At 41.4% G+C, this 22483-nt stretch carries 18 protein-coding genes; 12 read left to right on the top strand and 6 right to left on the bottom strand.

Annotation, left to right across the window (positions count from 1 at the left end; genetic code table 11):
* Positions 1-30: 30 nt before the first annotated feature.
* Together T356_RS0113475 and T356_RS0113470 are read right to left on the bottom strand one after the other, a co-directional pair.
* Positions 31-1545 carry a DHH family phosphoesterase gene (locus tag T356_RS0113475; protein WP_026514934.1) on the bottom strand — a complete coding sequence of 505 codons (1515 nt, stop codon included), beginning with the start codon at positions 1543-1545 and terminating at the stop codon, positions 31-33.
* Between the two features lie 2 nt (positions 1546-1547).
* Positions 1548-4667, bottom strand: coding sequence for an outer membrane protein assembly factor BamB family protein (locus T356_RS0113470; protein WP_026514933.1), 3120 nt, complete (start codon positions 4665-4667; stop codon positions 1548-1550).
* A 102-nt stretch (positions 4668-4769) separates the two neighbouring features.
* Here T356_RS0113470 and T356_RS0113465 point away from each other — a divergent pair, with 102 nt between their 5' ends.
* From T356_RS0113465 to T356_RS0113430, 8 genes are all read left to right on the top strand, one after another.
* Positions 4770-5399, top strand: coding sequence for an endonuclease III domain-containing protein (locus T356_RS0113465; protein ID WP_026514932.1), 630 nt, complete (start codon positions 4770-4772; stop codon positions 5397-5399).
* Between the two features lie 137 nt (positions 5400-5536).
* Positions 5537-7489 (top strand): fructose-1,6-bisphosphatase, encoded by a 1953-nt coding sequence (locus T356_RS0113460; protein ID WP_026514931.1) that lies wholly within the window; start codon positions 5537-5539, stop codon positions 7487-7489.
* Between the two features lie 125 nt (positions 7490-7614).
* A complete protein-coding gene (locus T356_RS0113455) occupies positions 7615-7818 on the top strand; it encodes a hypothetical protein (RefSeq protein ID WP_026514930.1) in 204 nt (67 codons plus the stop codon).
* Positions 7819-8148: 330 nt separating this feature from the next.
* A complete protein-coding gene (locus T356_RS0113450) occupies positions 8149-8448 on the top strand; it encodes a hypothetical protein (RefSeq protein WP_026514929.1) in 300 nt (99 codons plus the stop codon).
* A 17-nt stretch (positions 8449-8465) separates the two neighbouring features.
* Positions 8466-8948 (top strand): flavodoxin, encoded by a 483-nt coding sequence (locus T356_RS0113445; protein ID WP_026514928.1) that lies wholly within the window; start codon positions 8466-8468, stop codon positions 8946-8948.
* A 168-nt stretch (positions 8949-9116) separates the two neighbouring features.
* On the top strand, positions 9117-11537 hold the full coding sequence (gene leuS, locus T356_RS0113440) for a leucine--tRNA ligase (RefSeq protein WP_026514927.1): 2421 nt from the start codon (positions 9117-9119) through the stop codon (positions 11535-11537).
* Positions 11538-11833: 296 nt separating this feature from the next.
* Positions 11834-13477, top strand: a complete 1644-nt coding sequence (locus T356_RS0113435) for a sensor domain-containing phosphodiesterase (RefSeq protein ID WP_026514926.1) — start codon at positions 11834-11836, stop codon at positions 13475-13477.
* Positions 13478-13521: 44 nt separating this feature from the next.
* Positions 13522-14259 (top strand): hypothetical protein, encoded by a 738-nt coding sequence (locus T356_RS0113430; protein WP_026514925.1) that lies wholly within the window; start codon positions 13522-13524, stop codon positions 14257-14259.
* Positions 14260-14331: 72 nt separating this feature from the next.
* On the opposite strand, the gene T356_RS0113425 is transcribed toward T356_RS0113430, so the two are convergent.
* Entirely contained in the window at positions 14332-14577 is a 246-nt protein-coding gene (locus T356_RS0113425) for a hypothetical protein (RefSeq protein ID WP_026514924.1), read from the bottom strand.
* A gap of 332 nt (positions 14578-14909) precedes the next feature.
* On the opposite strand from T356_RS0113425, the gene T356_RS0113420 reads away from it, so the two are divergent.
* Positions 14910-15752, top strand: a complete 843-nt coding sequence (locus T356_RS0113420) for a DUF3737 family protein (RefSeq protein ID WP_026514923.1) — start codon at positions 14910-14912, stop codon at positions 15750-15752.
* Positions 15749-16582 carry a patatin-like phospholipase family protein gene (locus T356_RS21685; RefSeq protein ID WP_026514922.1) on the top strand — a complete coding sequence of 278 codons (834 nt, stop codon included), beginning with the start codon at positions 15749-15751 and terminating at the stop codon, positions 16580-16582. Before T356_RS0113420 ends, T356_RS21685 begins: the two co-directional genes overlap by 4 nt.
* Positions 16583-16587: 5 nt before the next feature.
* Here T356_RS21685 and T356_RS0113410 read toward each other — a convergent pair whose 3' ends face one another.
* From T356_RS0113410 to T356_RS0113400, 3 genes are read right to left on the bottom strand one after another with little or no spacing between them, the layout of a single operon-like run.
* Positions 16588-17853, bottom strand: a complete 1266-nt coding sequence (locus tag T356_RS0113410) for a substrate-binding domain-containing protein (RefSeq protein ID WP_026514921.1) — start codon at positions 17851-17853, stop codon at positions 16588-16590.
* A 17-nt stretch (positions 17854-17870) separates the two neighbouring features.
* Positions 17871-18803, bottom strand: a complete 933-nt coding sequence (locus T356_RS19495) for an HD-GYP domain-containing protein (RefSeq protein WP_051563440.1) — start codon at positions 18801-18803, stop codon at positions 17871-17873.
* A 31-nt stretch (positions 18804-18834) separates the two neighbouring features.
* Complete coding sequence (locus T356_RS0113400; RefSeq protein WP_026514920.1) at positions 18835-19983, bottom strand: GGDEF domain-containing protein; 1149 nt, start codon at positions 19981-19983, stop codon at positions 18835-18837.
* 398 nt (positions 19984-20381) lie between these two features.
* Here T356_RS0113400 and T356_RS0113395 point away from each other — a divergent pair, with 398 nt between their 5' ends.
* Together T356_RS0113395 and prfH are read left to right on the top strand one after the other, a co-directional pair.
* Entirely contained in the window at positions 20382-21476 is a 1095-nt protein-coding gene (locus T356_RS0113395) for an RNA-splicing ligase RtcB (protein ID WP_051563464.1), read from the top strand.
* Positions 21477-22082 (top strand): peptide chain release factor H, encoded by a 606-nt coding sequence (gene prfH, locus T356_RS0113390; protein ID WP_026514918.1) that lies wholly within the window; start codon positions 21477-21479, stop codon positions 22080-22082. It abuts the gene before it with no gap.
* The last annotated feature ends 401 nt before the right edge of the window (positions 22083-22483 follow it).

The raw sequence follows: 22483 nt of genomic DNA, 5'->3' as shown, positions 1-22483 counted from the left end.
CAACCATAACAATAAATGGTTGCGTCTTCTTTATACTTCGTGATAAAGGATGGGGAAGAGATCGGCCTGGATAATACTGATATCGTGCGGGTCGTCTTCTCTAAAGGCGATATAATCGCCAATCTCACCGGTGTAGTAGCGCTCTTCATTCAAAGCGGTGAAGAGCTTGACTTTTTTGGTGAGAGGTTTTGCATATATTTTTGTTTTGCCGACGCTGATCGCGGTCTTAGCGAAAGACATTACTTTTTTCTTTTTGCCGGTCGCAGTGTTTCTTATGCTCGGAGCATATTCGAAAGTCTTGTCAAACGGCTTGTCCAGAGTCTTGTAGGAGTTTCTGAGTTCGTTTTCCGTAATGGGATAAACTTCACCTGCAAGACCTATCATCAGATAGGTTGTGGTGTCTATGAGGACATCCATATCGCCATCCAATGTTCTTATCGTTATCTCTGTATTGTCAGGGAAGATATCGTCAAGCTTTACATAACCAAGCTCTTGAGTTGTCTTTGAATATTTTTTCATCTCGCTTGCATCAAGCGTCATTTCTTTTGCATAGATTATCTCGTATGTATCAAAGTATCTTTCCATACGTTCGTGAAGTATATTGGTGGAAAAATTCACATACTGTTCATCGGTCTGCAAAGGGAAAAGATGCATAAGCTTCTCGGGACGAAGTGTTCCGCCGGCTTTGTATATGTGACCGCCGCCACCGCCTATTCCTTTTGCAAGAAAAGCGGCAAGCTCATTTGCATGAACTTCTTTTATGCAGCTTCTGACAGAAAACTTTACTTCACTCTGACTTATATAATAGCTAAGGCACACGTCCACACCTGCGGTTTCGAGTGAGAAGTCACTCATTACTCCGAGTATGTTGGGATCGCAGGGCTCCGATTTTATTATCAGATATTTGTGATCGCTGAAATATTCGTAGTTCAGTATCGCATTTCCTGTTACCTTGAGCTCGTCAAGGGAAATGTTTGAATTACTCATCTCCACAATGATGCTTCTGTTAATAACAAGCTCGTCCTGCATATCCTTATCAAGCGGGTGGGAGATTTCGGAAAACTTGTTTGTGTCTGTATAAAGACCGTAGTAAAGAGCTGTTGCAAGGAGCGGCTCGTCGTTTACGTCAAGGCCTTCCTTTTTGAGCAGATCCCAGATAATCGTAGAGGCACTTCCTATACCGTTTTTTACTTCGGAATGTTCGGGAAAGTCATCAATTATCTGGTGATGGTCAATTATGGCTATGTGCTTTGCAGGTGTCTTTGTGACATTCCTCTGTCCGTATTGACAATCTACGGTTACGAGGAGTTCCGGAACATCGGCAAAATCGGGTTCATAGCTGACCGGTATATTTAGCTTGTCCAGCATGATTGTAAGATTACTTTTCCTGATCATATTTTTGCCGCGGTATATCAGCCTTACTTTTTTGTTGTTGTTTTTAAAATACCACCACAAACCATATCCGGATGCCAGTGCGTCGGCATCCGGATTGTCATGACACTGTATGACAATATCATTGTATTTCAGGAGTTCGTTCAATCTCATAATTAGTCTATTCCGTATTCTGCTTTCATTTCATCGCTCATTTCGATGTCCCCTATTATATTTTTACCCTTTTGGATGAGTTCTTCAAGTGTATAGTGCTTGAAAAAACCAAGTTTATTGAACTTATTCTCATCGTAAAATGAAACTATAAAGGTATCGGATTCGCTGTTATATCCAAAGCAGGACTTGATAGCAGTAAGCTCAAGCCATCTGCCTGTATTTAAAATATTGAGTGTTGTGCCTTGTTGTATGTATAAAAGTCCACTATCTTTATAATAATCAAATTTTATATTATGTAAAGTAAGCCCTGTGTGATCAACGGTCAGTTCCGATTGTCCGAGATATTCTCCGGTCTCTGCGTCATATCTGTACAAAAAGCCCTGATCGTAAGGAATCAGAAGGATTTTCTTTTCGGCAGGATCTTCGGGTGCATAGATCGAAGCGCAGTAAGGCTCAAGGTCCGGACATTTTATCTCATAAAGAGTATTTGCCGAATAATCTTTTACCAAAATAGATGATCCGTTTGCTATGACGATTCTCTGTTCGTCCGAAATGAGGCTCATCATTGTTGTCTTTCCCCATTTTTCGGGAAGTTGAACCTTCTTGGCACTTTGTCCGTTGAGCGTAATAATGTAATCGACATTTTGACCCGACAAATAAATTATACCTCCGGAATAGTCAAATTGTAGGTTATCATATGCGACAATTTCAGAAGGTATGAGATAACGATTTTTTTTCTCAGTTGAAAGTTCGTATACTTCAATGAAAACCTGGTCATTCTGTTCCTTCTTGTATGCTATTGCACCGTGGTCAAAATAGATCTTTGAATCCGAGAGAGGGGAATCTCCGGTGGAAACGGCGTAGTCTTTCTTGTCCCCGGTTTTTACATCTATCGCGGTTATCGTGTTTTTCTTGGATGCAGACAAAAGAGAAACGAATATCTTGTCTTCGTATACATCCAGAATTTCATATCTGCAAGCCTCACTGTATCCAAGTTCAGTCTTGGTGATAAATTTCTTGGTGGTCGCATCGAAGATTGATGCGTATTCTGTCCCTTTTTCTTTGCTTAGAACAACAGCGGTATTTCCTGAAACAAATGTGTTTGAAGGATTTATCATATAGAAATCGGGGCAGTTCTCAAATGCCTTGAGGTTTGAATCATATACATTATCTTTGAACTGAATGATCTCATCACTGTCTTTTATATGTACAAAAAAGCCGTTTTTCTCCGCGGAACGGTCAATATTATCCGGGAAAAATCGCTCTGATTCCATATAATTTGCTTTTGCGGAAGATTGTATCTGAGATACACAGCCGCTGCTTGTTACAAGCACTGGATCGGGCATACATCCTGACATGTGCATGTTGATAATAGACGAGTTCAGATCATAGCTGCCTATGACCTCGCCGGTTTCATAGTCCAGAAGTCTGAACATATTTCCTTCATATACATAAACAATATTTTTTGCCGGAATACTGATAAGTTCTGAGTTGTAGGGGACTGTGGTGTATGAAAAATCGTATTTCCAATTTGTTCTAAGATCATCGGTAGTTAAGCATACGATGTCGCTGTGATTTTCTGTCTGAATGGTCTTGCCGTACTTCTTTGAGTTCTTCGTTGTTTCTGCTATGTAAATCTTTATGTATATATTTTTTTCATCCTGCCAAAAGACATCTGAGATGTAATCTCCGGTGTTATACTCGCCAAGAGTATCAAGGGTTACGGATTTGGTTGTATTTTCCTGTGGATCAAACAAAACAAGCGTATCCTTAGGAGAAGAGAGTGTCGCAATATATGCAAATCTTTCATCGGAAGGAGATGCAATATACTTTTCGGGTGTCGGTACTTCTTCAGATTCAAAGGCAGGCTTATATGTTGCTGTTAATTTTCCGTCTGTTGCTGAAAAGACGTACACTGTTCCCTGAGTGTTCGGAACAAGGAAAGTCTTTCCCGAGACGATTATATTCTCACTGTCGTAGGTCTCGTTTTCCTGAGGAAATATGTTCCACAGTGTCTTTCCGGTCTGTGCATCCACACAGCAAAGCTCATTTGCTCCGGTCAAAAGAAGCATATTATTTGGGATAAAAGATATACCGGAATAATCTGCAGCGGATAGCGAAAAAGTATTTTTGTGAGTCTCAGTGTCCCAGATCATAATGTTGCGTCCGAGATCTGTTGCTGCAAGATACTTTCCGTCACCTGATACTTCATAATACTGTACTGCGGTCTGAGGAACTTTGTAATTCCACACGGAACTGCGTTTTGCGGATGAATTGGAAACATATGCAAGTGAAGCCCTTGTAATTGCCCGTTCTGCCTCGGGAGTAACCGGGCAGTCGGGATTGCTTTCGCTTGGAAGAGCTTCGAGAGCAAGTTGTATTGCCGGGAAGCGCTCGCTATTGGCAAGTTTTTTATCCGATCCGTTTGCAAGGAGCTGAGATCTGTCTTCAAGAGATTTGATATATTTTTCCTGTACCTGCTGTCTGCTTTTTATCATATAGTTTGCGAATCCTGCAAATAGTGCGATAGTGCAGAACGCTGCGATGGAAAAGTATATTAGCTGTTGCTTGAACTGTCTTTTTTGTACAAGCCCTTCGTAGGAACAGCCGGTAATTGTTGCAAGGAGCCTTGGAAGTTCCTTGCGTACAGCGCTCTTATTGCTTGCCCTGAAATCAAATGTTATAGGCTGATGTGGTTCATGCACTGTTTCATAGCTTCCGTTACTGTTTTTTCTTATGATCTTCTTGCTCTTAAGGATTTCGGGAATCGCATCACAGGTTTCTCCGTCTGAAATGACGGCTAAAATGTGTTCTATAGTATGATCCTGTAAAAAGAGCTTTATTTCCTGTGTGATCCTGTCCGATTTGGCTGTTTCGGGCGAGCAGACAACTATCATGTAATTTGAAGTTAATATCGCATTGTTGATATTATCGAGAGCCGTATTGTTTATAGGTGGCTCAATCGGATATCTGAATATTTTTTCTATTTTTTTTGTATCAGAGTCGTTTAGAAGCTTTTTTGGAATAGGATAGTATTTCAGCTTCATTTCAATCATCTCTGAAATTTTGTTGTTGAGCTCTGAATGCTCATATGTAATATACGCGGTATACTGTTGTTTCATTTAATAATAAATCCTTAACTAACTATTAATAAAAAAATCACCAAATGCTAGAATAATATATCTATTGAAAAAAAACAAGAAAAGAATGATAATATGTAAATTATGACGAAGAAAAAGCTTGCTCTCGAGGTGATCTCGAGGTTAAAAAAAGAATATCCCGAGGCAAAATGTACTCTTGCCTATGACAAAGCCTGGCAACTTCTTGTAAGTGTGAGACTTGCGGCGCAGTGTACGGATGCAAGGGTTGACATGATCACTCCTGTTTTAATTGAAAAATATCCGACAGTGAAGGCACTTGCAGAGGCTCCCGTAGAGGAAATTGAAAAGATAATCCGTCCCTGCGGACTCGGCAATTCCAAAGCAAGAGACATTTCTGCATGCATGAAGGCCATAAACGAAAAGTACGGCGGCAATGTTCCTGATAATATGAAAGAACTCCTTGCGCTCCCCGGGGTTGGAAGAAAGAGTGCGAATCTTATAATGGGCGACGTTTTTGGACAGCCCGCTATCGTTACGGACACGCATTGTATCAGACTTTCCAATCTCATTGGCCTTGTCGACAACATAAAAGAACCTGCCAAGGTTGAGAAAGAACTTTGGAAGATCATTCCACCCGAAGAAGGCAATGACCTCTGCCATCGCTTTGTCCTTCACGGCAGAGCGGTATGCATCGCCAGAAGACCCGACTGTGCAAACTGCTGCTTAAGGGATATATGCAAAAGCTCAAAATGAAATTAATAATAGAAATGTTTTCGTCCCTTGATCCTTCATAATTCAAACTCTTATTTTCTTGATTTTGCTCAAGTTCTCTTTTTATTCAATGTGATAGATTAGTTAAAGGTAACGCGATTAAACCGGAAGGAGAGAGAATGAGAGATATCGAATATCTTAGACTTCTCAGCAAAGAGTTTCCCACATCAAGGAAAGCCGGCGCTGAGATTATCAATTTGCGGGCAATCTGCGCACTCCCAAAGGGGACGGAATATTTTTTTTCTGATATTCACGGGGAGTATGAGAGTTTCTCGCATCTTTTACGAAGTTCATCAGGTATTATACGAGCCAAGATAGAAGAGACTTTCGGGAATATGATGTCCGAAGATGATCAGCTTGAGCTTGCCAATCTGATATATTATCCGACTGAAACAATTGAAAAAAAGAGACATGATGAGAATATCACTATCAAGCAGCTTCATGACGGTCAGAAGATTACGATAAACAGGCTTGTTGCCATATGCAAGGTCGTAAGTTCCAAGTATACAAGGTCAAAGGTGAGAAAAAAGATGCCGCCCGATTATGCATATGCAATCGATGAATTGATGCATCTTGATATGAATGATTCCAATAAAAAGGCTTATTACAATGAAATTATAAACGGAATAATCGAGATTGAGTCGGCAGATGAATTTATAATCGCGCTTTGTGAGCTGATTCAAAACCTTACGATTGATTCGCTTCATATTATAGGGGACATTTTTGACCGTGGACCAAGGCCGGATCTTGTAATGGAAGAAATCATGAATTTTCATGATGTTGACATTCAATGGGGCAATCATGATATCGACTGGATGGGGGCTGCGTGTGGAAATACGGCGTGTATAGCCAATGTTTTGCGAATAGGAACAAGCTATAATTCTTTTGATGCGCTTGAAGACGGCTACGGAATAAACTTAAGGCCGCTTTCCATGTTTGCGGCGGAAGTTTACGGAGAAGATCCGTGTGAAAATTTCAGGCCGCATCTCCTTGATAAGACCGAGTACGACTGCGTAAATCCCGATCTTGCGGCAAAGATGTGCAAAGCGATAAGTATTATCCAGCTAAAGCTTGAAGGCGGGCTGATAAAACGTCATCCTGAGTACAAGCTCGAAGACAGGCTTCTTCTTGACCGAATTGACTACGAAAAAGGCGAGATAGACATTCTTGGAAAAAAATACAGATTAAGCGATACGAATTTTCCGACGATCAATCCTAAGGCTCCTTATGAGCTTACGCCTGAAGAAGAGGAACTTGTGCATACATTAAAGCTCAGTTTTATGCATTCAAAGCTCCTTAGAAAGCATGTTCAGTTTCTTTATTCACACGGATCGCTGTACAGGACGATAAACAACAATCTTCTTTATCACGGATGCATTCCCATGGAGGAGGATGGAAATTTTGCATGTATGACAACTTCTGACGGAAGTTTTTGCGGCAAGAAACTTATGGACTACCTTAATTCCAGGATTCACGATGCTTTTTTCCTCGACATCAGAGATGACAGGGAGAAAAAACAGGATGCAATTGATTTTATGTGGTATCTGTGGTGCGGGCCGAAGTCGCCTCTTTTTGGAAAAGACAAGATAACTACATTTGAACATCTTTTCCTCAAAGATTACAAAGAATTATGTGTGGAGAACTATAATCCGTACTATAAATATTCTGCGGAGGAGCTTTATGCCGATAAGATTCTGAAGGAATTCGGTCTTGATCCCGAGTGGGCGCATATAATAAACGGACATGTTCCGGTTAAGACCAAGAAGGGCGAGAGCCCTGTTAAGGCAAACGGGAAGCTCTACATTATTGACGGAGGACTTTCCAAAGCCTATCATGAACAGACCGGAATTGCCGGATATACGCTTATCTATAATTCGAATCACCTTGCTCTTGCGGCGCATAAGCCGTTTGTAAAGGGGCAGGAGAATACACCGACAATTCGTATTACGGAAACGACCAAGAAGCGCATACTTGTAAAAGATACGGATATAGGAAAAACGCTGATCGGGCAGATTGAAGATCTTAAAGAGCTTCTTGCAGCCTATGAAAGCGGGCTGATAAGGGAAAAATAATACTGAAAAAAGTTTATAAAAAAGTTATTTGACGTTTTTTGCGAGTTTGATTAAAATAACTATAACCTAGGAAGTATGTGCTAATTTAGTGCAAAAGTACAGAGTACGAAGGGAAAAGGGTCTATATGGATACAAGTGGACTTAGTGCGGAACAGCAGGCTTTATTGGCCAGTATAATGGGTAAATCCTCACAGGCAGGTGGGGGTGGATTCAATCCTTCGACGCCGGCATCGGCAGGAGGAGCAGCGCCTGTGCCTTCGGCTGCGGATAATGGCAAGATGCTCAGCCAGGCAGAGATAGATGCTCTGATTGCTTCAATGGGCAAATGAGGATAATGGGTCAAGCAGGATTTATAGGAATTTTTTGGCGTCGACATAGTATGTCGGCGCTTTTTTATTGAATAGGAAATTTCTCTGAAATTTCCTATTCAATAAAAAAGCGCCGCAGGGATGCGCAGCTCGCGGTAAGGAATATATTGCATACGCAATCCGCTCACGCGCTAGCATTTCGCGAGCGAAATGCTTTTTTACTTTAAGAATTGCAAAAAATATATTATCATAATATTGTGAATAAATGATTGCTTATATGCGAATTGGTGTTCGTGTGACAACGTAAGCAGCGCCTTATCTAACGGTTGAAATGTTTGGAGGGAGAAAAAGATGTATATTGCGATGCAATGCAGTGACAGCAACGGAACCCTGAATACGGAAGTTTGCACCTTTTGCGGAATAAGATATGACACAAGGTACAAATCGGCAGTTATTTCCACGGAACATCTCAACCATGACTATGTTATCCCTATGGAAGCAAAAGATTATGAGAGTGCAGTGAGGCAGATAATGGACGCGCTTAAGAATCATGCGGATATCATAAGAATTGAAGAGGGAATAGTATGCCGCGGAAGAAAAGGGGAATCTCGGCATGTTGAACCGCAGAAGCTGGTTATTGCACAGATATGACAACAAGGAGGAAGACAATGGGTAAAAAAGTATTGGTGGCTTATTTTTCTGCCGGAGGCGTAACCGCAAAAGTTGCAAAAGAGCTTGCCGCAGTTACGGATGCTGATATTTATGAGATTGTTCCAAAGGAAAAATACACGGCGGAAGATCTTAACTGGCAGGATGAAAAATCGCGAAGCAGCATTGAGATGAAGGACGTTGCTTCACGACCAGAGATAGCAGACAACTCTGCAAACGTAGATACGGCGGATGTTATTTTTATTGGCTTTCCCATCTGGTGGTATACAGCGCCGCACATCATAAACAGTTTCCTTGAATCCTATGATTTTGCGGGTAAGCACGTAGTTCTTTTCGCAACATCAGGCGGAACCGATATTGAGAAGAGTGTAAAAGACCTTCAGAACACCTACACTCGCATCCGTTTTGACGGAGGGAAAAAGATAAATATAGGAACTTCCATGGACGAGCTTAAGACATGGGCCGGAAAATACATTTCCTAAAAGATTGAAGGATATAGCCTGATTGATGGCTATATCCTTTTTACGTCAATATTTTTCCCACCTCATTTGACATCCGTTTTGCTTGTGGTAAAATTTTGTAGATAGTCTATGCTTTTATTTATAATAGAAAGCATGGTTTGAATAGTTATATTGGAGGAGTAATATCTCATGTCAGAAGTATACAATCATCATGTAGTTGAAAAGAAGTGGCAGCAGGTCTGGGACGACGAGAAGGCTTTTGCTGCAACAAATGACTTCACAAAGCCTAAGTACTATGCGCTTGTAGAATTTCCTTATCCTTCGGGACAGGGACTTCATGTAGGACATCCCCGTCCTTATACAGCGCTTGATATTGTAGCAAGAAAGCGCAGAATGCAGGGATATAACGTACTATATCCTATGGGCTGGGATGCGTTCGGACTTCCTACAGAGAATTATGCTATTAAGAATCATATTCATCCCAAGATCGTTACAGAGAATAATGTGAAGAGATTCAAAGAGCAGCTTCATTCACTCGGATATTCTTTTGACTGGGACAGAGAGATAAATACAACGGATCCAAAGTATTATCACTGGACACAGTGGATCTTCAGAAAGCTCTTCGAAGAAGGACTTGCTTACAAGAAGGAGATGCCTATCAACTGGTGTACTTCATGTAAGGTCGGCCTTGCAAACGAAGAAGTTGTTAACGGTGTCTGCGAGCGTTGCGGATCACCCGTTGTTCGTAAGGTAAAGAGCGAGTGGATGCTCAAGATCACTGAGTATGCGGACAAGCTCATCGATGGACTTGATACTGTTGATTACATCGAGAGAGTTAAGGTTTCACAGAAGAACTGGATTGGACGTTCAACAGGTGCCGAGGTAGACTTTGCGATCAAAGATACCGAGGACAAGCTTACAGTATATACAACAAGATGCGATACACTCTTTGGAGCTACTTATATGGTAGTTTCACCTGAGCATCCTTATCTTGATAAGTACAAGGACAAGATCGCAAACTTTGATGCAATCCTTGCTTACCGTGAGGAAGCTGCCAAGAAGTCTGACTTCGAGCGATCAGAGCTTGCAAAGGATAAGACAGGTGTACAGGTTGACGGTATTGTTGCTGTTAATCCCGTTAACGGCAAAGAGATTCCTATCTGGGTTTCAGATTATGTACTTATGAGCTACGGAACAGGTGCTATCATGGCCGTTCCCGCACATGATGACAGAGACTGGGAATTTGCAAAGAAATTTGATCTTCCTATCATCCAGGTTGTTGCAAAGGATGGAGAGGAAGTTGACGTTAATGCTGCTGCATTTACTGACGTTGCAACAGGAGTACTTGTTAATTCAGGATTCCTCAACGGTCTTTCTGTAGCAGATGCCAAGGCTAAGATGATTGAGTTCCTTGAGGAAAAGAAGATCGGACATGCCAAGGTTAATTATAAGCTTCGTGACTGGGTATTCTCACGTCAGAGATATTGGGGTGAGCCTATCCCTATAGTTCACTGTGAGAAGTGCGGATATGTATCTATACCTGAATCTGAGCTTCCTCTTCTTCTTCCCGAAGTAGAGAGCTACGAGCCTACAGATAACGGTGAGTCACCTCTTGCAGCTATGACAGACTGGGTAAATACAACATGTCCTTGCTGCGGCGGTCCCGCTAAGAGAGAGACAGATACAATGCCTCAGTGGGCAGGATCTTCATGGTACTTCTTAAGATACTGCGATCCTACAAACGACAACGAGCTTGCAAGCAAAGAAGCTCTTAAATACTGGATGCCTGTAGACTGGTATAACGGAGGAATGGAGCATACAACACTTCACCTTCTTTATTCAAGATTCTGGCACAAGTTCCTCTATGATCAGGGCGTAGTTAACACACCAGAGCCTTATCAGAAGAGAACTTCTCACGGAATGATCCTTGGTGAGAACGGCGAGAAGATGAGTAAGTCAAGAGGAAACGTAGTTAACCCTGACGATATCGTAAGAGACTACGGTGCAGATACACTTCGTACTTATGAGATGTTCATCGGAGCATTTGACCTTGCGGCTTCATGGTCAGAGGACGGTGTTAAGGGATGTCGCAGATTCCTTGACAGAGTATGGAAACTCCAGGATATCATGACTGACGAAGAGGGCTATTCAAAAGATCTTGAGACCAAGATGCACCAGACAATCCAGAAGGTTTCATTCGACTTTGAGAACCTTAAGTACAATACAGCTATCGCAGCAATGATGGCACTTATAAATGACTTCTACAAGAAAAATGCCGTTACAAAGGGCGAGTACAAGACACTTATTACACTCCTTAACCCTGTTGCTCCTCATATCACAGAGGAAATTTGGCAGGCAATCGGATGCGAAGGTCGTTTATATCAGCAGAGCTGGCCTGAATTTGACGAGGCTAAGACAGTTACTAACACTGTTGAGATCGCAGTTCAGATCAACGGCAAAGTAAAGGCAACTCTTAATATCAACAAGGAAGACCATAAGGACGAAGTAATCGCAAAGGGTAAAGAGCTCATTGCCGACAAGATTGAGGGCAAGAACATAGTAAAAGAAATCTATGTTCCGGGAAGAATTGTAAATATTGTAGTTAAGTAATCACTAGGTTAGTTTTTTCGAACCTGGTTCGAACGTGTCGCACTGAGCAAAGTGAAGTGCGACTTTCATTAAAAAGAACATCTATAGCAAGAAGCAGTAATCGTGTACCGACCCCCAAAAGTTAGATTTTTGGTCTAACTTTTGGGGGTCGGTACAAGTCTTAGTGGGCTATTGCTTCTCTTTTTGCATATATAAATGTTATAATGTTAATAGATGTGCCAAATACCATCATCAAAAGAGTTTGACTTGCCGGGCACTATCATATACAAGAATTTGGGAAAGAGGTAAGAAACGGGATGCCAGGAGGAGTTTACGATACTATCAATAGGATTTTCGATACCTTCGCGGTTACATCGAGAAGCCGTTATGTATTTGTCTATGATATGGCAAAAAATATTTCAAGATGGTCACTGAATGCAGTTGACTATTTTGGGCTTACGAGTGAATACATTTATAATGCTTCGGCAGTGTGGGAGAGCAAAATCCATCCGGATGACAGAGAGAAGTACAACGAGTATCTCAAGCAGGTTTTCGTCGGTGTTAAGCTCGATCCTAATTTCGAATACAGAGCAAGAAATAAAAACGGTGAATATGTGGCATGTTCATGCAGGGGAGTCGTAATAAAAGACTATGTCGGTAAGCCCTCTTTTTATGCATGCTCAATAACAAATAAGGGAATAATAAACAATAACGATCCGATAACTCTTTTGCCCAATCAGTATGAAATGCTCAATGACATGAGGAGTCTGAAAAATGATAAGAAGACCTACGCGGTTCTCATGATCAATTTCATAGACTTCGGTGATGTCAACAGACGATACGGTTATATGACGGGTAACAGCGTGCTTAGAACGCTTGCAACTAAGTTTGCAAATGACGGTGCACCTATAGGAAAGGCATACAGAGGAGAGGGAACAATCCTTGGATTGATAAGCGAGAATATTGATCTCGAACCGCTAAAAAGGCTTTTTACAAGGCTTAAAAACTTTACCAGAGAGGGTATTGTAGTTGACGGAAAAAGAGTCGTTGCCGAGCTTGGCGGAGGCATAATAGTCGCTACGGACTTTAATATAGACGAGCATTCCATTTATACCAGCGCCAAATATGCACTTGATTATTCCAAGACGCAGAAGCGCGGAAATCTTATGGTCTTCCAGAACGACAGGGCGGAAGGCAACAAGAGCAATATGGCTCTTGTAAATGAGATAAGAAACAGTGTAATAAACGGATATGACGGTTTCTATCTTGAGTATCAGCCGATCTTTTCGGTTACGGATAATCAGCTGGTCGGAATGGAAGTGTTTGTCAGATGGGAGAAGGAGCCGTACGGATCGGTCTCACCGTCTGAGTTTATTCCATGGCTTGAGCAGGACCCTGTTTTCTACGCACTTGGAAACTGGATATTGGAGACAGCGCTCGGAGAAGCGATTGAGATAAAGAGAAACCATAAGGATTTTTACCTGAGTGTCAACCTCGCATTTATGCAGCTTGAAAGATCTGAATTCAGAACGGTTCTTTTGGAAATACTAAGAAGAACAGGTTATCCTGCGACGGGGCTTTGCCTTGAACTTACAAAGAGCAGCAGGCAACTTGGAATGGAACACTTAAAGAGCCAGGTGGAGTTCCTTAAATCATGCGGACTTAAGATAGGACTTGATGCCTCAGACTTTGCGGCGATGGATCTTGTAAGACACCTTCCGATTGATCTGGTGAACCTTGTTCCTTCCATGACAGGCGGAATGGAAGACAATATTACAACCAAGTACATGGTTGAGGCGGTTACTTCTTTTGTGCACAGACTGGGGATCAGGACCTGTTTCACCGGAGTTGAGGACGAAGAGACCGCAAAGATTGCCAAACAGTACCCGATTTCCGATATGATGGGTTATTACTTCGGCCATCCGTGCAGGATAGAGCAGTTTAAAAAAGAATATTTATGATATAGGAGCAAATAGTCAGAAGTTTATTATAAGAAAGGATCAAGATGAGCAGAACCTTTCGTTATATTCAAAATGATGATGTTCTTAAGTCATTCATAAAGTTCAAAGATACCATACTTATTGAGAGGCCGCTTGTCATAGCGCGGCACGGGGACTACAGTCTTACTATGACCAGAGTATCCGACAATTCGCTAAGGCTTACGATATTAAATTCTGAGAAGAAAAAGAAAGTCTTCAGCAGGACCTATGATGTGGATAAGACGACAGATGCGCTTGTATCACGAGGCACAAGACATGCATGCCAGAAAATGGCGGAGCTAAGTGATGAGGAAGTAAACAGAAAAAGGCTGCAGATCTGGAAATGGTATGTCCTTGACTGGCAGGAGGAAAATATTGACAGTGACGGAGAAATCCTGAAAGCAGAACTCATGTGGGATGAGTATGTCGACAGGACCAAAAACGATGTGCTTGATATCGAGGCGTTTCTTCACGGTGATTACCTGAATCTCGGTAATACGCTGATGCTTATAGAAAAGTACATGAACGATCCGCTTCTGCAGGAAATGTTCAGAAAATTCGCAATCGAAGACATTATGGAGATGACAAGCGAAGATACCAAGGACAAATCAATTGCTGATAATGAAGCCAAAAATCAGACGGAAGAGATAAAGAAGCACACATATAGGTTTACGGTGAGCGTCGAAGCTACGGACAAAGAGCATGCAAGACAGGCACTGTTATATTATCTTGCGGGAGATGAGAGAATAAAAGTACAGAAATAATGCAAAAGAAATAAAGCACCAAGCTTCTTGATTAAAAAGAAGTTTGATGCTTTTTATTGATAACTGTACTAATCACCTGATTTTAACGAACGCTAATGACTTTTTTTCAGGATTGGCTTCTTTCCTGTGAATGAGTTCGGTCGTGTGTACGGTGTACTCTGAAGAATATTCTTCATCCGATACATTTCCGTTCCCAATCATATCCAATGCTTTGAATTTTCCGTAGGAAAGGTTCTGCTCTTTTGCCTTGATCGCATCTGCCATGATCTCGATACAACTCTGGCTGATGCTGTTCTTTGCCTTAGCTGAACGTCTCATTCGTTGCCCTCCTCATCTCATAAGAAATAAAATTACTAAATGAATTTCTTGTATACAATAGGCCCCTCAACCTATTGTGGTTTGACAACAAGATTTCACTTAATGAATACATTATATACTATTTGTCGTTGAAATAATAGTGAAAATTTGCCACTTTACACTGTCAAATTATTAAAATTTTATGAAATTATCTTTCGATTTCGCGTAGACAAAACGACGTTCACATAATGAATATAAGAATTTACGAATACTAATCAGGGAAGTTGCATTTAATTTTAAATTGTGTACAATATAATGAGGTTCATTTAATTGTTTTGGAAATAGGAGTTAATATGCAAAATATAGTGGAAAACAAGCAGTTTGACGAAGAGAGAGCACTGTACAATCTTACTGATGCCACAGTGAAGGCGTGCAGATTTGAAGGACCCGCAGACGGTGAGTCCGCGCTCAAAGAGGCAAGGAACATAAAGGTGGAAGCTTGCAGCTTTTCGCTCAGATATCCGCTTTGGCATGTGAATGACTTTGATATATCAGACTCGACGATGGATGAGTTTACAAGAGCTGCTCTTTGGTATGATTCAAACGGAAAGATATCAGGTTCCAAGCTTGGCGGAATAAAGGCGCTCAGAGAGTGTAAGAATATAGTTATTGAGAACAGTGATATCGTATCTGAAGAGTTTGGATGGAAATGCGATAATATTACTTTGAAGGATTCCAAAGTAGAATCGATGTATCTGTTCCTTGACAGCAGGAACTTAACCCTTACGAATGTTGATATGAAGGGCAAATATTCTTTTCAATATGTTGAGAATATGGAAATATCAAATTGTAACTTCGATACCAAGGATGCGTTCTGGCACACCAAGAACGTGACCGTCAGGGACAGCATTGTAAAGGGCGAGTATCTTGCATGGTATTCTGAAGGGCTTACGCTTATTAATTGTAAGATAATAGGAACCCAGCCGCTTTGCTATTGTAAAGATCTTAAACTTATAGACTGTACAATGGAAGGCTGCGATCTTTCTTTTGAATACTCGGATGTTGAGGCGAGTATAATAGGAAGTATAGATTCGGTCAAGAATCCAAGATCTGGCAAAATAGTGGCGGATGCCGTAGGTGAGATCATTACCGAGGCACCTGTAATAGACTGCAACGGAGAGGTTATTATCAGATGAAAAAAGGGCTTGTTTTGGAAGGTGGAGCAATGAGAGGCATGTTCACTTGCGGCGTGCTTGATGTTTTTCTGGAAGAAGGAGTTGAGTTTGACGGAGCTGTGGGAGTTTCTGCAGGAGCTACATTTGGCTGCAATATCAAGTCAAAGCAGCATGGAAGGGCACTCAGATACAACAAGAAGTATTGCGCGGACAAAAGATATCACAGCATTTCATCTCTTTTGACCACGGGAGACATTTATAACGTCAAGTTTTGCTATGATGAGCTTCCTTACAAGCTTGATAAATGGGATATTGAGACATTTAAGAATACGCCGATGGAGTTTTACTGCGTTGCAACGGACATTATGACCGGTAAGCCCGTATATCATAAGTGTCTTACAGGGGAAAAAGATGATATTGTCTGGATTCAGGCTTCGGCTTCAATGCCGCTTGTATCAAGACCTGTAGAGATAGATGGCGGCAAGTACCTTGACGGCGGGATATCAGATTCAATTCCGCTTAAGTTTATGGAAGAGCAGGGGTATGATGACAATCTGGTTATCGAGACGCAGCCCGTTGACTATATAAAGAAGCCTCAGGCATATATGCCGCTTGTCCGCTTTATGCTTCGCAAATATCCAAACATGATAAAGGCAATGGAAGAGCGATACATCATGTATAACAAAGAAAAGAGGTACATACGGGACAAAGAACTTGCAGGAGAAGTAAAAGTTATTCGTCCCGATGCACCTCTTGACATAAGCGCTGTCGAAAAAGATCCCGCGCAGCTTCAGCGCGTTTACGATCATGGAAGAGCAAAAGCACTGGAGTTTTTGGCAAAAAATAATTAATCGTTCTATCTGGATAATATATCAGTAAACAGTTTCGCGTCATCGGTCTTTATCATATTAATCGCATATCCGTCGTATGCATCGGGATTGGTGAGCTGACCGGTGATGCTGGATTCGTCATATCCGTTTCCGATAGCGAAGGTGATATCCAGATTAAGAATACGTGCGTATTGCTCAAGGAGTGGCACGTACGTTTTGGTAAGGAAATCATCTTCGGTACTGTATATATTTATCCATACTTTTTTCATTGGATGTGTGGTTGGATTAAGCTGGTGGGATACTGCTTCGTAAGTAACATTCGGATTAAGGAACGAAGTGTAGTTTTCCTCCGTTACAGCCAGATTTAATGCTGTAAATGCGCGTTCTCTCTCGGAATAATAGTAGTCTGTATTGGAGAGAACGTTGCCGGCATCGTCCATAACACCGATTCCTGTATTTACATCAACACCGTCTATACCGTTTCTTAAAATGCGGAGTGTCAGGTATGTCTGTATATTGGCTCTTTGGCTGATACTTCCTTTGAATCCGTCTTTGATGGCTGCGACACAGTCGCTGTTCGCATCATATCCAAATACAGGGACACCGTTATTGCGTGCCCAGTTTTCAAACATACTAAGTCCCATTCCGTCGTTATTGGAAATTATCACATCTATATCATCACCGAAGGAATTGGCCCAATTGTTAATGGCAGTACCTGCTGCATCTGCATACCATGTAATTCCGTCGGAAGATTTCATTTCCTGTGATGCAAGTTCTCTTATCTTATATTCTTTTCCGGCTATTATTGCGCTTCCGTCCTGTACAATATCGGAACTTCCGTCAAGATTCAATGATACAGGAGCTGCATTTATAACATCATTTTTCATTACGGCTGTTCCGCAAACTTTTCTTGCAATCCTGGTTCTTGCAACTGAGATGTTATGTCCCATATCACCGATTGCAAGCACATATCCGATGATCCCGTCGCCGTTTCTGTCGATGGAAGCATCGCTGTTTGTGATATAGCCTATTATCATTTCGCCTTGCAGATCAGCGCCTTGTTGCATATCAACGCCGACGTAATAAGAGTTCTTGTTGAAAGTTACGGCGTCAATATCAAGTTCACCGGTCTCACTGTTTGAAGGCTGTCTGTTAAACCATACGACAGGCTTTTCATTGTTTGTATCAAGAGAGTCGGCAATTGAATTGCTTGCATTATTCTGAGCGCAGGCTGAAGATGTTAACATGGTAGCCAGTATTATCGGAAAGAAAAGTTTTTTACCTGATTTCATAGTAAGTAAGCTCCTTATTACATATTTTCTTCTCTAAAATCATTTGCAAGGAAAAGAGACATTTTTTCTTTTACTCTTCTTGTACATTCTTCAACTTTCTCGCGAGGAATGGAACAGAAGATACCGACCAGTTCCTTATCAAGCTGTGAACCTGCGGCAATCTTCAGTGAACCAATCGCATCATCGTAGGATCTTGACGGTTTGTAAGATCTGACCATAACTATTGCGGAGTAAGTGTCGGCAATGGCTATTATTCTTGATGCAAGTGGGATCTCATTGCCATTAAGGCCGTGATATCCGTTTCCGTCTATTCTTTCGTGATGGTACAAGATCCAGTCGGATATTTCATCAAAAGAGTGGATCTGCTTAAGTACCTGAACACCAATATCTGCATGCTTCTTTATAATGTCCCATTCTTCAGTTTCAAGTTTTCCCGGCTTGTTGATGACTTTGCTCGGAATTCCCAGTTTTCCGACATCGAGAAAGAGAGCTGCATATCTTAAATTTTCACATCGAATGGTCTTTTTATACTTGTATGGAAGATAGTCATATATGAGCATCGCGATTTCCATAACATGAAGGGAGTGGCCATCGAGATTGGTATCTCTGGCTTCTATCATTCCGATGAGGCACTCAGCTATATCTTTTGTCTTACTCTTTACACTGCCGATGACAACAAACATCCAGTTGGTAAAAAGAAAGATCAGCAGAGAAAAAACAAATATAATAAGGCCAAATAGGAAGCTGTCACCGCTTATTACGATTGCTACGCAAAAAAGCAGACATATAGCTATATATAGGCAGTATGAAGCTAAGAGTATCACTTTTTTCTTTCCTTCAAACTCAGTGATGATATCTTTGTGAAGGCTGAAAAAAGATATGCACTCCAGCGTTGTATATACCGCTATTATGATTGCACATAAAATAAGGGCTTTTACTACAATTATCATATCTGTACTCCCTTATTGGAAAAATGACATCCTAAATAACCGAGATGCAGTTTTTTCCATGTTGTTTGGAACGATAAAGAGCTTCGCCGGCGCGCTTATAAACAGAGTCAATGTCAGGATCTTCGGAAGATACGCTTGCAAGTCCCAAAGAAGCATTGATTCCGTGAAGTTCGCCGATATTTACTGCATTTAATTTGGCCAGAATGTTCTCTAAAATAGCAGTTATGCTTTCAACATTTTTCTGACCTCTTATAAACATTATGCATTCATCTCCGCCGAGTCGTCCGGCAAAGGTGGATACATTGTGGACGGCTCTCTCGGTAAATGACCATTTCTCAAGCATGTCTATGTTAAGTTCTTCAATTATTATGCGGGAAGCCATCTGGATTGCCTTGTCTCCGATCTGGTGGCCCAGTTTATTGTTTATTTCATTGAAATTATCAAGGTCGAGCAGACATACGACGATATATTCATCGAGTTTTACCGAGTCTTTTATTATCTGATCCGCGATTGCAAAAAAGCGGTCTTTGGTGAGCAAATCTGTAAGAGTGTCAAAGCTTGAACGTATCTCAAGATCATGTTGGATCTGAATATTCTTTTGAAGTGTATAGAACTGATTTATCTTACTGTGTTGGAAATTGTAGTGCATGATAAGCGAGAGCAAAAGGAATATCATTATATTGTACATATCGATATTGGCAAGGTTGTTTGGCTTATAATTAAATGATGTGTACAGAAAAATACTGCTGTAGAAGATGAGAAGGACGGTGAATCTGATCATTGTGTCAATGTAGGCAACAGAAACAATAACAACCAGGACAAGATATATGGTTGCTGCAAGATACGGTTGTGAGATCGAAGAACATATTCCAAAAGATATCAGCTGAAAAAAGCTTATATGAACAAAGACAGTCGTATACTTGATGCATATTTTTTTTAATGCAAAAATAACTACTTCGAAGATCAGAGAAAAGATCATAAACGAGTAGTATATGGTGTAGTTCTTTCTTAATAATCCGAACTTGTTCAAAAGACATAAGATCATATAAACAATGGATAAAAAAAGAATCCAGCTGTTAATGATCCGCATGTACTTGTAATTTGTATTGTGTATAAGTTCTTTGCAATCATTGTAGCGATTTTTCTCAAAGCCGTAGTAGTTTATCTTTTGCCAATACATGTTTTGCCCTCATAGACGGTATTGCTGTCAAAAAATAACTATTTACAGTACAATTATACGCTATTTTTTGCAAAAATAAAATGGACCTAAGGGACGGGGTTATTGGACTATTTTAAAAAGTTTTATTTTTTCAAGTGTATGTGTTATACTTGCTTTTGTTGTTATTAAGAATTTTCAATTGCTCACTATGAGCAGAAAGGAGGACGATCATGAGATACATGACTATTTTTGGAACTATTAACGTAATTGACAGAGGCATGATTGTCCGCCGTCTTTTTTTCTGATCGTTCGATCGGATCATTCAAAGATATGTAACAGAGCGGGACAAGTGTAGCCTCTGATATTTCGGAGGTTTTATTTTGATACTCGTAAAAGGAAAATATGCAGAAGCACAGATCATGTGCAAACAGGAGCTTATTGGCTCAGAGGTAGATAAGTATGCCATTTCACAGATACAGATGATTTGTGATAACAGAGCGGCGGAAGGCTCGGTAATAAGAGTTATGCCCGATGTTCACCCGGGGAAAGTGGGACCTGTCGGCCTTACCATGACGATCACAGACAGGGTACTGCCTTCACTTGTGGGCATTGATATCGGATGCGGAATGCTCGCAGTAAAGCTGGGAAAGATCAGAAATGATTTTCAGAAGCTTGACGCGGTGATCAGAGATAATGTGCCGGTTGGATCATGCATAAGGAAGAGAGTTTCTAACGGCGCGGATTTTGACTTGGAGAGGCTTCGCTGCCGCAAGCACATCAGAAGTGATAAGGCTCTTTTGAGCATCGGCACGCTTGGAGGCGGCAATCACTTTATTGAGCTTGATATTGATGAAAATAAGGAAGTGTATCTGATCATCCACAGCGGCAGCAGGAATCTTGGAAGAGAAGTGGCTGAATACTACATGGCAGCAGGGCAGAAGCTTCTCAAGGACCGGGGAGAAGAGAATGTTCCTTATGAGATGACGTATCTTACAGGGACGCTTAAGGAGGACTACCTTAATGATCTTGCGGTAGTGCAGGAGTATGCTGCTTTGAACCGAAAGACAATTGCATCAGTGATCATGAAAGGTATGAAGTGGAAGGGGAAAGAAGAGATTTCCTGCATTCACAACTATGTCGATCTTAGCGGGGATAAGCCGGTTCTCAGAAAAGGTGCGATCTCGGCTGCGGAAAATGAGGATGTCATTATACCTGTAAATATGAAAGAGGGAGTGATCCTTGGAAAAGGCAAAGGAAACTCTCTTTGGAACAATTCTGCGCCGCATGGCTCGGGAAGGATATTATCAAGGGGAGATGTGGCCGGTTCGCACACCGTATCTGAGTTTAAGGCATCGATGAAGGGAATCTATTCCACATGCATTGGAAAAGATACTCTGGACGAGGCACCGTTTGCTTACAGAGGTATTGATTATATTAAGGAAGCTATAGAAGAAACGGTGTCTGTAGATAAGATACTTAAGCCAATCTACAACTACAAGGGAGGAAATTCATAAATGATATTACAGATAAGCTCCGGAAAGGGCCCTGTCGAGTGCAGGGTTGCTGTAGGAGGAATATACAGAGCTCTGAAAAAAGAGTTTTCGGATATTGAGATGATAACTGCTGTGAAAGGAGAGGTTGAAGGAGCTTTTTCATCAATTGTCTTTTCGTCAGTGCAGGACCTTTCAAGGCTTGAAGGAACAATGCAGTGGATCTGCAAGAGCAAGTACAGACCGGGGCACAAGAGAAAGAACTGGTTTGTCGATGTGAGCATTATCCCTGAGCCTGAAGAGATAAGCGAAAAGCTCACTTCTGATACTGTGCGTATTGAGAAGTTTCACAGCGGCGGTCCCGGCGGCCAGAACGTCAACAAAGTCGAGACCGGAGTCAGAGTCATCCATACCCCCACCGGCATCACGGTATCGTCCACAAGAGAACGTTCCCAGTTCGCCAACAAGCAGGACGCCCTCAAGAAACTGTCCGCAGTCCTAAGAGAAATGAACGAAACAAACAAGGACCTGCAGAAAACCGACGCCTGGAGCAAACACGCGCAGATCGTGCGAGGTAATCCTATTCGCGTTTATGAAGGGGAGAGGTTTGTGATAAGGGGACGGAGCTGAGGTGACGTGGGAGGTGGCGGTATGCCAGTGGGTGCGGTGTACAGCTTTTCTGTACGCCGCTCGTATGGTGCCTCTTCCACTTATCTATGATGTTTTTCGGATAGAAAAGCAGTGGCACACAGATAAATATTGAGTAGGAGTCGATGCTTATCTGTGATTTTATGATGTATTTCAGAGAAGAAAGCAGTTGAACACAGATAAATATTGAGTGGTGGCTATGTTTATCTGTGATTTTATGATGCATTTCAGAGAAAAAAGCAGTGGCACACAGATAAATATTGAATGGGAGCCTATGTTTATCTGGGATTCTAAGATGTATTTCATAGAAAAAAGTAGCAAAACACAGATAAGTACGAGGTGAGTGCCTTTAATTATCTGTGTTTTCTCAAAGGATTCCGGCA

This window comes from Butyrivibrio sp. LB2008 (genome assembly GCF_000621565.1).
GTDB lineage: Bacteria > Bacillota > Clostridia > Lachnospirales > Lachnospiraceae > Butyrivibrio.
The sequence above is the reverse complement of the archived record's forward strand: the minus strand, read 5'-3'. Positions and strand labels throughout refer to the sequence as shown.

What these genes read in the sequence shown, in the direction of transcription:
- T356_RS0113395 (WP_051563464.1), top strand. Translation starts at nt 20,382, where the DNA reads ATGTGCAAACAGGAGCTTATTGGCTCAGAGGTAGATAAGTATGCCATT.
- T356_RS0113455 (WP_026514930.1), top strand. Translation starts at nt 7,615, where the DNA reads ATGGATACAAGTGGACTTAGTGCGGAACAGCAGGCTTTATTGGCCAGT.
- T356_RS0113420 (WP_026514923.1), top strand. Translation starts at nt 14,910, where the DNA reads ATGCAAAATATAGTGGAAAACAAGCAGTTTGACGAAGAGAGAGCACTG.
- leuS (WP_026514927.1), top strand. Translation starts at nt 9,117, where the DNA reads ATGTCAGAAGTATACAATCATCATGTAGTTGAAAAGAAGTGGCAGCAG.
- T356_RS0113445 (WP_026514928.1), top strand. Translation starts at nt 8,466, where the DNA reads ATGGGTAAAAAAGTATTGGTGGCTTATTTTTCTGCCGGAGGCGTAACC.
- T356_RS0113460 (WP_026514931.1), top strand. Translation starts at nt 5,537, where the DNA reads ATGAGAGATATCGAATATCTTAGACTTCTCAGCAAAGAGTTTCCCACA.
- T356_RS0113430 (WP_026514925.1), top strand. Translation starts at nt 13,522, where the DNA reads ATGAGCAGAACCTTTCGTTATATTCAAAATGATGATGTTCTTAAGTCA.
- T356_RS0113400 (WP_026514920.1), bottom strand. Translation starts at nt 19,983, where the DNA reads ATGTATTGGCAAAAGATAAACTACTACGGCTTTGAGAAAAATCGCTAC.
- T356_RS0113425 (WP_026514924.1), bottom strand. Translation starts at nt 14,577, where the DNA reads ATGAGACGTTCAGCTAAGGCAAAGAACAGCATCAGCCAGAGTTGTATC.
- T356_RS0113465 (WP_026514932.1), top strand. Translation starts at nt 4,770, where the DNA reads ATGACGAAGAAAAAGCTTGCTCTCGAGGTGATCTCGAGGTTAAAAAAA.
- T356_RS19495 (WP_051563440.1), bottom strand. Translation starts at nt 18,803, where the DNA reads ATGATAATTGTAGTAAAAGCCCTTATTTTATGTGCAATCATAATAGCG.
- prfH (WP_026514918.1), top strand. Translation starts at nt 21,477, where the DNA reads ATGATATTACAGATAAGCTCCGGAAAGGGCCCTGTCGAGTGCAGGGTT.
- T356_RS0113410 (WP_026514921.1), bottom strand. Translation starts at nt 17,853, where the DNA reads ATGAAATCAGGTAAAAAACTTTTCTTTCCGATAATACTGGCTACCATG.
- T356_RS0113475 (WP_026514934.1), bottom strand. Translation starts at nt 1,545, where the DNA reads ATGAGATTGAACGAACTCCTGAAATACAATGATATTGTCATACAGTGT.
- T356_RS0113470 (WP_026514933.1), bottom strand. Translation starts at nt 4,667, where the DNA reads ATGAAACAACAGTATACCGCGTATATTACATATGAGCATTCAGAGCTC.
- T356_RS21685 (WP_026514922.1), top strand. Translation starts at nt 15,749, where the DNA reads ATGAAAAAAGGGCTTGTTTTGGAAGGTGGAGCAATGAGAGGCATGTTC.
- T356_RS0113450 (WP_026514929.1), top strand. Translation starts at nt 8,149, where the DNA reads ATGTATATTGCGATGCAATGCAGTGACAGCAACGGAACCCTGAATACG.
- T356_RS0113435 (WP_026514926.1), top strand. Translation starts at nt 11,834, where the DNA reads ATGCCAGGAGGAGTTTACGATACTATCAATAGGATTTTCGATACCTTC.